The sequence below is a fragment of the Pontibacter chitinilyticus genome (assembly GCF_039748935.1).
GTDB classification, from domain to species: domain Bacteria; phylum Bacteroidota; class Bacteroidia; order Cytophagales; family Hymenobacteraceae; genus Pontibacter; species Pontibacter chitinilyticus.
The window spans coordinates 178,309-189,546 of the sequence record NZ_JBDIZJ010000010.1; the positions used below are offsets into that span (position 1 = coordinate 178,309).

The 11,238-nt window shown below is 52.2% G+C and carries 7 protein-coding genes; 2 read left to right on the forward strand and 5 right to left on the reverse strand.

Features of this window, described 5'->3' with window-relative positions; genetic code table 11:
* The first annotated feature begins 195 nt into the window (after window positions 1-195).
* On the forward strand, window positions 196-1,845 hold the full coding sequence (locus tag ABDW72_RS15405; RefSeq protein WP_347159482.1) for a carboxylesterase/lipase family protein: 1,650 nt from the start codon (window positions 196-198) through the stop codon (window positions 1,843-1,845).
* A gap of 373 nt (window positions 1,846-2,218) precedes the next feature.
* The gene (locus ABDW72_RS15410) at window positions 2,219-3,715 is read left to right on the forward strand and encodes a serine/threonine protein kinase (protein WP_347159483.1); all 1,497 of its coding nucleotides are present in this window, start codon (window positions 2,219-2,221) and stop codon (window positions 3,713-3,715) included.
* An 8-nt stretch (window positions 3,716-3,723) separates the two neighbouring features.
* Here ABDW72_RS15410 and ABDW72_RS15415 read toward each other — a convergent pair whose 3' ends face one another.
* The 5 genes from ABDW72_RS15415 to ABDW72_RS15435 form a co-directional block, all read right to left on the reverse strand.
* The gene (locus ABDW72_RS15415) at window positions 3,724-4,608 is read right to left on the reverse strand and encodes a carbohydrate kinase family protein (protein ID WP_347159484.1); all 885 of its coding nucleotides are present in this window, start codon (window positions 4,606-4,608) and stop codon (window positions 3,724-3,726) included.
* Between the two features lies 1 nt (window position 4,609).
* A complete protein-coding gene (locus tag ABDW72_RS15420; RefSeq protein ID WP_347159485.1) occupies window positions 4,610-5,950 on the reverse strand; it encodes a sugar porter family MFS transporter in 1,341 nt (446 codons plus the stop codon).
* 292 nt (window positions 5,951-6,242) lie between these two features.
* The gene (locus ABDW72_RS15425; RefSeq protein ID WP_347159486.1) at window positions 6,243-7,775 is read right to left on the reverse strand and encodes a hypothetical protein; all 1,533 of its coding nucleotides are present in this window, start codon (window positions 7,773-7,775) and stop codon (window positions 6,243-6,245) included.
* Window positions 7,776-8,120: 345 nt separating this feature from the next.
* A complete protein-coding gene (locus ABDW72_RS15430) occupies window positions 8,121-8,762 on the reverse strand; it encodes a response regulator (RefSeq protein WP_347159487.1) in 642 nt (213 codons plus the stop codon).
* Window positions 8,749-10,632, reverse strand: coding sequence for a sensor histidine kinase (locus ABDW72_RS15435; protein ID WP_347159488.1), 1,884 nt, complete (start codon window positions 10,630-10,632; stop codon window positions 8,749-8,751). Before ABDW72_RS15435 ends, ABDW72_RS15430 begins: the two co-directional genes overlap by 14 nt.
* Window positions 10,633-11,238 lie beyond the last annotated feature (606 nt).

Here is an 11,238-nt window from a genome sequence, read left to right on the forward strand (position 1 = left end):
GCACCAGCAAACCATGCACCCATCGGCACAAATGAAAGGTTTTCACGGGGCGAAGTACTCGGCGGCGCTTGTCTTCAGGGTTTGTTACTTTATACTTGTACAAGCTAAAAGCTTTCGCCTTTATGGATCATTCTGAAAATTCACTATTATTATAGTTAAACTAACTTACGGTCTTATCTCATCAAATCAACCTTTATGAAACAGCATCTAAAGCTAGTATGTGCCCTTGTGTTGCTCGCAGTTTTGCTGGCAGCGCCAGGAGCAATGGCTCAGACAACAGGAAAAGCAACGGCCAACCAGGTAAAAACGGCCAATGGCATAGTAGAAGGCACTACGGGCGCAAACGGCGTCCGCATGTTCAAGGGAATGCCTTTTGCAGCGCCGCCGGTCGGCGAACTGCGCTGGAAAGCGCCTCAGCCGGTACAGGATTGGCAGGGCGTGCGGCAGGCAAAGAAATTCGGGCCACAGGCCATGCAACTGCCCTTGTTCGGCGACATGAATTTCCGCTCTAACGGTATGAGCGAAGATTGTCTGTACCTGAACGTGTGGACACCGGCCAAAACAGGGAAAGAACTCCTGCCGGTGCTGGTATATTATTATGGCGGCGGCTTTATGGCCGGCGATGGCTCGGAACCGCGTTATGATGGCGAAAGTATGGCAGAACGCGGCATCGTAGCTGTTACGGTAAATTACCGGCTGGGCGTGTTCGGCTTTTTTGTGCACCCGGAGCTAACCAAAGAATCCCCGCACCACGCCTCAGGCAACTATGCCCTGATGGACCAGAGCGCGGCCCTGCGCTGGGTGAAACACAACATTGCTGCGTTTGGTGGTGATCCTTCCAAAATCACGATTGCCGGCGAGTCTGCCGGCTCCTACTCGGTGAGCGCCCAGATGGCTTCCCCCCTGTCTAAAGACCTCATTGCCGGCGCTATCGGCGAGAGTGGCTCGCTGCTGTCGCTGCAGCCCACCGCTACGCTGAGCCAGGGTGAGGCGGAAGGTGTTGCGTTTGCGAAAGCTGTTGACGCTAACTCGCTGGCAGCACTGCGGGCCATGCCGGCACAGCAGCTTTTAGAAGCTACAGGCAAGCCAAACATGCCCCGCTTTTACCCGGTGGTAGATGGCTACTTCTTCCCTAAGTCGCCTCTGGAGATCTTTATGTCCGGCGAACAGGCCCACGTACCCCTCCTTGCTGGCTGGAACTCTGAAGAATCAGGTTACCAGGCTATTCTGGGTAAGGAGGAGCCTACCCCGGAGAACTATAAAAAAGCTGTGCAGAAACTATATGGAGAGCATGCTGATGAGGTGCTGAAAGTATACCCGGGCACCACCAATGAGCAGGTGTTAGCATCCGCAACTGCCCTGGCCAGCGACCGGTTTATCGGGTATAGTACCTGGAAGTGGGTGGATGCGCACAGCAAAACCGGGGGTAAGCCGGTTTACCGCTACCTATACTCCCGTGCACGACCGGAGATGACGCCCGAGATGGGCAACGCTGTTCCGGGACTGGCTGGTGGAGTGATCCGGAATGCCGATGGTGCTAAAAAGATGCCTCCTGCCCGCGGAGCCGTGCACTCGGCTGAAATAGAATACGCACTGGGCAACCTGGCAACAAACAAAGTATACGCGTGGACGCCGGAAGATTACAAGGTCTCAAAAATAATGCAAAGCTATTTCGCCAACTTTATCAAGACCGGCAACCCCAATGGCAAGAGCCTGCCCACCTGGCCGGCATTCAATGGTAGCAACAATGCACCAGTGATGTTGATAGACGTGAACACGCGCGCAGAAGATGACAAAACCCGTGCGCGGTACCTGTTGCTGGAACAGCTGAATACCGCGAAATAAACAAAAGCTGCCGATTTTTCAGTAGAAACTGCCGCTTACAGTAATCCGCGGTAACACAGCTGCCTACCGCTAGTTTAAAGCCCCGGATAAAGGCATAGTGCCTGAGTTATCCGGGGCTTTTGCATTGGAGCAAATCAACTTAGTCAGTTGCCCTGCACCAGCAGCGGCCAACACTCATCCGCTGAAGGTATAGCGCAAGTATAAAAGAGAACCTTGCTTCACTGCCACTGCCTTGCTATTTTCTATTTTTGCTTTTCTGAAATGGCAGGTATCAATCGAATTCTTCTGATTTGTAATAAAAGCGTCACTTCTCTCGTAAAGGAACTAAGTATAAAATACGCGTGAGAAAAAGCGCTTCTCAAGAAAATACTTTATGGTGAAACTACAGGAAAACGATGTTTTTGCACAACGTTACCTTTTAAAAGCGTTGCTGGACTTTCATGGCACTTCGGAAGTATGGGCAGCGGAGGATATGCAGGAACTGGGCACTACGGTGGCTATCCGGATCTTTGCACCTCTCACGGCACTGGATACTTTAACCCTGAACCTTCTTAAGAAAGATTTCGACAGCCTTCCTGCGATTGACCATCCGCACCTGGTTCCGGTGCACCGCACAGACTTCTATAACGGCACGCCCTACCTGGTAATGCCTTACCTGCCGCATGGATCACTCAACAGGCGGCTGCAGGAGCAGCAGGCGCTTTCAGAACGGGAAGTAGCGGAGGTGTTAAAGCAAATCGGCAGCGCCTTGGTATACCTGCATGCGTTCGATCCGCCCCTTTTTCACCAGAACATTACGCCCGCCGATATTCTGACCGACGCACAAGGCGACTACCTGCTGTCAGATTATGGCATCAGCACCCATACCCGGTATGCCCTTCACCGTTCTGCCGGACAGCCAACCACCCTCGCCACAGCTTATACTTTGCCCAGCCAGGCCACCTATCAACCTGACAGCCATAAGGCAGGCGATGTGTTTTCGTTGGGCGTGGCCCTTTATACTTTATGTACAGGCGAGAAACCTTTCTTGAGCAGTACAGAAACGAAGATTCCTTCGTTGCCAGCATCCTACCCAAAGGGATTAAGTAACATTCTACAGGCCTGCATGCACCCTGACTGGAAGCAGCGGCCTACGCCGCAACAACTGGAAGCAGCAGGAGCTTATTACCTGGAAAACGGAACTTGGAAAACTTCCAGCCGCTGGGGACTGGGCGGAGGATATCGGCTGAAAGTCTCCCGCAAAGCACTGCTTGCCGCTCTTGCCATACTGGTGGTGCTGGGGGCAGCGGCCTTCTTTTTATACTTTAAAAAGCAGTCGCCCGATGATACCGTTGCTGCTACAGCCGGACTTTCAGGCGCTGCTTATGGGGTAACGGCTCCTGCACAAACAGATACAGCAGGCAAAGCGCCCGCAACGCCAGCACCGGAGGTAAAGGAAAGTGCGCGTTCTGCCCAGCCGGCCGCAGTTGCCACGGCACCACCCGAAGAGGTAGAGGAAGCACCTGTTACGCCGCCCCCTACTCCTAAAGAGGTACCCGTTCCTGCTAAAAAAGAGAAAAAGCCCGCCTCCACCAAGCCCGCCACTTTAGAAGGGTACTTGAGCCAGCTGATGAAAACGGAGGTGCCTATTGCTGCCAGAGAACGTTGGAAACCCGATGTGCTGCAGTACTTCGCCCCGGACGCCGCTATTTATTGTGTGATGGATAATACGCCCTTAGGCAGAATGGATCCAGGGGAATTGGTAGACATCCTGCTAAGTGCGGATAGCACCAGCACCGTAACGATCGACAGCACCCGGGTGAATGACAGCGGAAAAGTTGAAAAGCTAAACCTTAAAGTAGTCTCAGGGCAACCCCTACCAGTGGAATAAGCTCATACTTATGTTCCTTGCTGCACAAGTGCTGCGATGGCTTCGCAGCTGATCTCGGGCGTAGCACCGCGGTGTGTTGCTACCAGTGCGCCCCTGGCACAGGCTTTTTGCAGACTCTGTTGGTAAGCCTCCCCTGCCAGGTAACTGCTCAGGAAAGCAGCCAGAAACGCATCGCCACTCCCGATGGTGTCCTCAACGGTAACTGCATAGCCCGGCTGTTCATAAAAACCGTCTGTTGTGAGCAGGGCGGCGCCATGTTCTCCGCGGGTTACGAGCAGCTTGTCGAGCTTATACTGCTCCTGTAGCAGCTGCATGTTGCTTTTTTCATCCCGGTAAGCCTGGTGCCAGCAGGCGATCTCCGCCAGTTCGTGGTGGTTAAGCTTCAGCATGTCGGCTTGTGGCAGCAGCTGTTCCAGCAGGGCACGGTCATAATGTGGCGGGCGTAAGTTAACATCAAATACTTTATACTTCGCCAACTCCAACAGCGCCAGTAAAGTATGGCGGCTGGTTTGGCTGCGGGCTGCCAGGCTGCCATAGATAAAAAGATCACTTGCAGTCGTTACCTGCTGTGCTTCAGCTGTCAGCGCAATAAAATCCCAGGCGACAGGCTGCACAATGGTATAGGTCACTTCGCTCCGGTTACGCACATTTACCTCCACTACACCGGTTTTGTAGGCCTCGTCCTGCTGCACCAGGCCATCCGCTACGCCTTTGCAGTGCAGGTAAGTCCGCAACTCCTTTCCCAGCGCATCCTGGCCTACCCGGCTAATAATTGCCGGCGCGTTGCCCAGGTACTGCAGGTGTATGGCCACGTTCATGGGGGCGCCACCAGCCAGGCGGCCGGTCGGCAGCATGTCCCAGAGCATTTCGCCAAAGCATACAATCTTGTTCATTTTATTGCTCCTGTTCATGGTATACAACCTTTTGCCCGATTTGCTCCAGCGAGGTGCCTTTGGTTTCAGGCATCAGGCGCCATACAAAAATGAGTTGCAGCACCATCATGATGCAGAAAATAAGAAACGTCTGCCCGCCACCCAACGTCTCGGCTACATAAGGAAAAGCGAAGGCAATGATGGCGGCTAGCAGCCAATGCGTAAAGCTGCCCAGTGCCTGCCCCGAAGCGCGCACCTGGTTCGGGAAGATCTCTGAGATAAACACCCAGATAACGGCACCCTGCGAGAAAGCAAAGAAAGCGATGTAGATGAACAGGTACACGGGCACAGCATAGCCCTGGAAATTTTCGGTAAAGAATGACCACGACACCAGCGCCAGCGTGCTGATCAGCCCGAAAGAACCGATCAGCATAAGTTTCCGGCGCCCGAACCGGTCGATAAAGTTTAGGGCCAGCAGTGTGAAAAGGAAGTTTACCAGTCCCACTCCTGCCGACGATAGAAGTGCTGAACTTGGGCCCAGCCCCGTCATCTCAAAAATGCGAGGGGCGTAATAAATGATCGCGTTAATGCCCGACAACTGGTTAAAAAAGGCAAACAGCATCGCCAGCATGATAGGCGTGCTATACTTCTTCGAGAAGAAGGGCTCGGCATCTCGCCTATCTATTTTCGCCGTACGGATTATCTCTTCCACAATCCGGAACACATCACTTCGCGGATTGGCTACCTGCAGGATAGCTTCTGCTTCTGCCGTTTTATTTTTCTTCAGGATAAGCCAGCGCGGGCTTTCGGGCACCAGCAGCATACCGATCAAAAACGCGACCGCCGGGAAAGCTTCTACGCCCATCATCCAGCGCCAATCCTGCGGCCCGGTGCCACCGAGCAGATAGTTAGAGAGGAAGGCTATGAGAATACCGAATACCACATTAAACTGGAACAATGCTACGAGCCTGCCCCGCGAATCAGCAGGCGCTATTTCGCTGATATACATGGGAGCCGCGACAGAAGAGGCACCTACTCCCAGCCCACCCAGGAAACGGAAAAACAGGAACAGGTACCAATCATGCGCCAGCGCTGAGCCTACGGCCGAAACAAGGTAAAAAATGGCGATCCAGATAAGCGTTGGTTTCCGCCCCAGCCTGTCTGACGGAATGCCACCGACCAGTGCACCAATGACGGTACCAAACAGGGCAATGGAAACGGTGAAGCCATGCTCGATGACACTCAGATTCCACACTTGCTGAATGGCGCGTTCGGCACCGGAAATAACAGCCGTGTCGAAGCCAAACAGGAAGCCTGCCAAGGCCACTACTACAGACCATACAAAAACTTTGTTACGCAACATATCCGCTATGTTAAAGTGAAGGAAGGACGTGCCCGCTGCCATACAACACCACCCGAGCCCCTGCAGCTTTAAATTAGGATAAAAATTGCTTAACGCAATAAACAGACTCGCGTAATGTGCTGCCACCGTACGTGTTTATACTTACTGGCGGAGCACGCTTACCTTGTGAAACGGATTAAAAGCCCACGCCCTGCCACATATTAAAGTATGTAGCAGGGCGTAGGGAGAAGCAAAAGGTATTTCGCCTTTGCTAGATCAGTAACTGTGTTGCTGGACGTTCTGATGCTTGGGTTCATTTTTTATAGGCGTGGTATGCGCTGTAGCGCTCTTTGGCTTTCTCAATAGCCCACGGAAACACATACGTAAGCGGGTCCTGCTGCCGCTCCAGATGCTCTAGTTGTTGCTTTAGACGTTTTGCCGAGCCCTGCATCGGTTTGGGTGCTTTTTTTGACAGCATGTTTACTGCCCGCTTTACAAGAGCAAAAGGAGCGGCAAAACGCTCTACCATATTGCCGGATGCAAGCGGTGGTTTCTTCGCTTTCGACAACCATTCCGCATCATGGGCATGCAGCCATTCATAAAATGCCTGGCGGGTAGCAGGCATCAGGGCATCGCTTTTAGAGCCAAACAGCACAGAAGCGGCTTTTTTAGACATTCCGAACATGTTCCTTGGCACGCCTGCCTCCTCCACAATTCGCCGGCAAATCGGGCGGCTATAATTCCCCGGAATATCCCAGGGCTTCATTTCCGGCGAGTTGCTGATTGCGTTGATATCGCGGATCTGGCGTACGCCCATAAACGGAAGTGGCAGGTGCAGAAATCCCGCCCACAAGCGGTACTCCGTCAGCGATAAACCAGAGCGGTCGCCGCGCGAAATGCTGGCATCCAGCTTGGTCGTTCCTTTTGCCCATACTTTGTCGCCATGAAAGCCTGTCAGCAGCACGCGGCCGCCCAGCAACGCTTTGACACCGCCAAAGTATACGTCTTCTCCTTTTGCATCCGCGGCAATAAAAGGAACTTCTGCCAAGCTTTCTGCCTGCCAGGCATTTCGTGGGGCCAGCGTGAGTTTAATGCCAAGTATAGCGGCGATGGCCTCGCCATCATCTGCGTTGCCGCCGCGGGCGTTGGAGAAAGAAAGCACTTCCTGCAGCCCGGCCTTTTGTGCCAGTACCGTGTTTGTAGTGGAGTCGTAGCCGGATGAAAGGGTGCCCAGCAGTTGGTAAGGGTGCTGCCGGCCAGCTGCTTCCATGTTTTCCCTGACTTGCTGCAGCGAGGTTTGTAAAAAATTACGGTAGCTGGTAAAGTTCCCGAAGTCTCGTTGGGTATCCGGTTTTTCCACTTCCTGCAAGGTGGTGCCGTCCCATTTCAGGTTATTGAAATAGGTGAACTGTACTTTTCCTGCTGAAGCAGCCAGTTCCTGCTCATACTTGCCAAGGCCTTTCACAATGGAGCCCAGTTTCTCGAAATAGCTGGTATCCGTAGCTGCAAAAGTAGCCTCTGTTACAGCCATCAGGCAGGCGAGCGAGTTGGAAATCCAGACGCCTTCCTCATCTGCCAGCGACTGTAGTCTGTCTACTGTTGTACCGGATGAGACGAACAGCACCTGTTCTTCCCTGACCCGGCCGCCAGACCCAAACACAAGATCTGTCAGGTCAAAATCGCCTGCATTGTATTCAGCATCCCAGGTGGCCTCGCAAAACCAGGCAGGCCGTGTCTCTACTTTTGGACCGTGGAAAACAGTGATGGTGGAACTGGAAGAAGTGCACCTGGCCGCCCATGCAAGGGATGGCCAGGCTGCAAGCAGCACGTATTTAAAATTTGCCATTAAGTTTGTTTGTAAGCTGTTTATGGGCGCTTAGTCTAATAAATACTCTTTAAAGTACATTAAATTAGCTCCCTTAACGCTCTTTCAAGACTTAAGTTTCTGCTGTTTTTCTCTCTTTTAAGTAAAAGGCAATTGATACAACTATCTATTTCATTTTAATTACAGAAAAGAAAGCCTCCTTGCCATTCTCATCAAAAGAAATCCCAAATATTGAAATAAATTTTTCAGCAGCGAAAGAATTCAACTGCTACCTCCATCCTGCCCGGCTATACTTCAGCTGGTATCAGATTATACTTAACTGCAGTTTAAGAGCTGTTAAACCACTCTTATACCCGCTCATGTAGCTCACAAGTTCAATTCCAGCGCAAAACGAAGCAGGCTATTCTTTCCGGTCAGGTTGAGCTTTTTGGCGATGTTCATGCGGTGGTTAAAAACTGTCTTTTCACTAATAAAGAGTTCATCGGCAATCTCTTTGCTTGATTTATACTGTGCCACCAGCCGCACGATCTGCTTCTCGGCCGGTGTGAGCAGTTGGGCTGCTTCCTGATTTCGCTGCTTGAGGGCAGGTTGCGGTTTCCGGAGCAGAAAAGCCGACATTTCGGGGCTGATATAAGGATTACCTGCTGCCACACTGCGGATAGCATGCATGATGTCGGTTACCGCATTCTCCTTTAGCACATAGCCCATAATGCCCAGCTCCAGCGCCTTCATCAGCGGCGCCTTTTCTTTGTGCATGGTGAGCAGAATAACCGGCTGCTCCGGAAACAGCTGCAGGATCTTTTCTGCCGCTTCCAGTCCATTCAGGTGCGGCATATCGATGTCCAGCACCGCTACATGGGGGCGGTATACCTGCACGGCCACCAATGCCTCTTTGCCGTTAGGCGCCTGTGCTACTACGTGAAGGTCTTCTTCCATGCCCAATATGTCCCGCAGTCCTCTCAGGAAAATAGGATGATCATCGGCAATAACGATGTTAAGCTTTTGCATGTGCTACAGGGATAGGAATTAGTATATGAATGCGGGTGCCGCGAGGTACCCCCGCATGATACGTGATGGTGCCGGCCAGTATTTTGAGGCGCTCTTCGATGCCCAGCAAGCCAAAGCCACGGCTGGTGCCATCGGCGAAAACTGCCGGAGAAATGCCCCTGCCGTTATCTTCCAGCCAAAGTTCTACCTCCTCTCCCTGCCGGTGCACGGCCAGGCGGGCCATGGTGGCACCCGCATGCTTCACCATATTGTTAAGGCACTCCTGCACGATCCGGTAAATGTTGATCTCGCTTTCCGGCGGAAACAGATCATCTATCTGCTCTATTTCTTCTGTCAGCTGCAGCTGCGTTGCACCGGCTACTTCCTCCGCCAGGCCGCGGATGGCGTGTGTCAGCCCCAGCAGGTCCAGTTGGTAAGGCCGTAACCCGTAAGAAATGGTCCGGATATCCTGAATGGTGTTGGCTACTGTTTCGGACAAGGCATCCAGTTGCACCTCGGTTTTGTCCGATCTCCCCAGGTTGTTCCGGATCAGCGTTGCGCGGTTACGAATCAGAATCAGGCTTTGCCCTACGCTGTCGTGCAGTTCGGCGGCAATACGTTTGCGCTCGTTCTCCTGCGATTGGATCAGCTGCTGCGAGAAGGCAGTTGCCTGTTGCATTGCCAGCTCCTGCGCCTGCTCTTTTTCGAGCCGGTAAATGTTAAACTTGCTCGCCAGGGCATACGAGAGCACCACTGCCTCAACAACAGACCCTAACTGCAGGCTGCTTTCGGTAAAAGGCGTTTCGGGAAGCAGGTTGGTATCTTTAAGGATGTAGATCAGAATACCCAGCCCCAAGGCAGCAGAGCCTAAGGTATAGTATAAAGCCGGCTTAAACCCCTGCCGGTAGATCAGAATGCCGGCGCCGTAAGCATACAGGTAAACAGGTATAAAGGTGAGCAGCATACAGGCAAACGCCCATACATACCATTGTAACAGGTTTAACAGCAGCACGATACCCAGGCAGCCAATCACCACCCACCGCCAGGGATAAAGTGCCGGCAGGTATTGTTTTACCTGCAGCACGGCATTGGCAAAAGGGATCGAAAAAAGGATGGCCAAGCCGCAAAAGAACCGGGCATTCACCAACCAGGTCAGCGGCTCGGGCAGCCACTCCAGCAGGTAACCCCGGATGCTGGCTACCTCCAGCGCCACCGATAGCACAAACAGGATATAGTATAGGTAAGCTTTATCTCGCAGCGACAGGTACACGAACAGGTTATACATCATCAGCGCGAACATCAGCCCCAGGTAAATGCCATTAACCAGGTCTATGGTATGGTTACTCTCGTAAAGGGCTGGCATAGTGGCCACCTTCAGCGGAAACCGAAGTATGTTGCGGCTCCGCAGCCGCATATAGTACGTGCGCTCCGCACCGGCAGGCAACTGCAGGGGCAGTATGAGACGGTTGGTATGTACAAAACGGCTCTCGAAAGGCTGCCCTGCCCCGGCTTTCAGCCTGTCGAACCCGCCCGCTGCATTCTGCCGGTACAGGTCTACTTCATGCAAATAGGAACTGGCGACCTCCAGGTACCATTTATCTTCCTTGCTGGTGTTCCGCATCCGAAACAGGCACCAGACCGCCGAAGTCGTGGGGCCATACACTGGGGCCTGCTGCCGGCTTCTGATAAAAGAGCCTTTCAGTTGCTGCACCTGATCCAAAGTCAGCTTACCGGTCGGATCTTCTAGCAAGGCAACATCGGCGCCAATGGTATAAACATTTTTCTGGTTTTCAAGCCTGATGAGCGGCAACGCTGCGGCATGGCTGGTCTGCAGGTTTAGGAGCGGCGGCAGCAGCCATAATAGCCAGAGTAAAAAGCAGGATGCTCGCATGGCAGGAGAATTATATGCCTTTGATAATCAGTTCATCGAGGTAAATAGCAGCTACTTGCCAGTAGCTCCGGAGTGAAAAGCCATAAGCCTGGTAGCAAGCCTGGATTCGTCCATTTTGCTTAAACTAAAATCCCTTTCCTAAAAACCACTTCACTGCTACAATTTAAATATTTGCAGAATATTTTACAGAATACTAGCAAAGAAAATAATGACCGATTAGCACTTTAGTACAGAAGTGCGGCAATTACCTTCCTGTCCTTTATACTTATGCTCACCCACCGGCTGGTTTATACTTTATTAAAGCCGGGTACAAATTATCCTTCCGCTGAAGCATTAACCTAATGCTTGGTGCCGCAGCAACTCTAAAGAGCTGTGGGGAGACTTTACAGAGCGAACCTGAGCAGTAGTACCTATGAAAATGAGCAGCAGGGCCTATGTGCTTGGCCAGCCACTAGCCCTACCTTTGTCTTGTTGCCAGCAGGTTAGCAAAGCTGCTGTTTTACATAAACTTTAAACCCAATTTTTACCATTTACCATTTTAAAACTTAAAACTATGAAAAGATTATTCCGCTTTCCGCTTACAGCACTTGCTTTGTCACTGAGCCT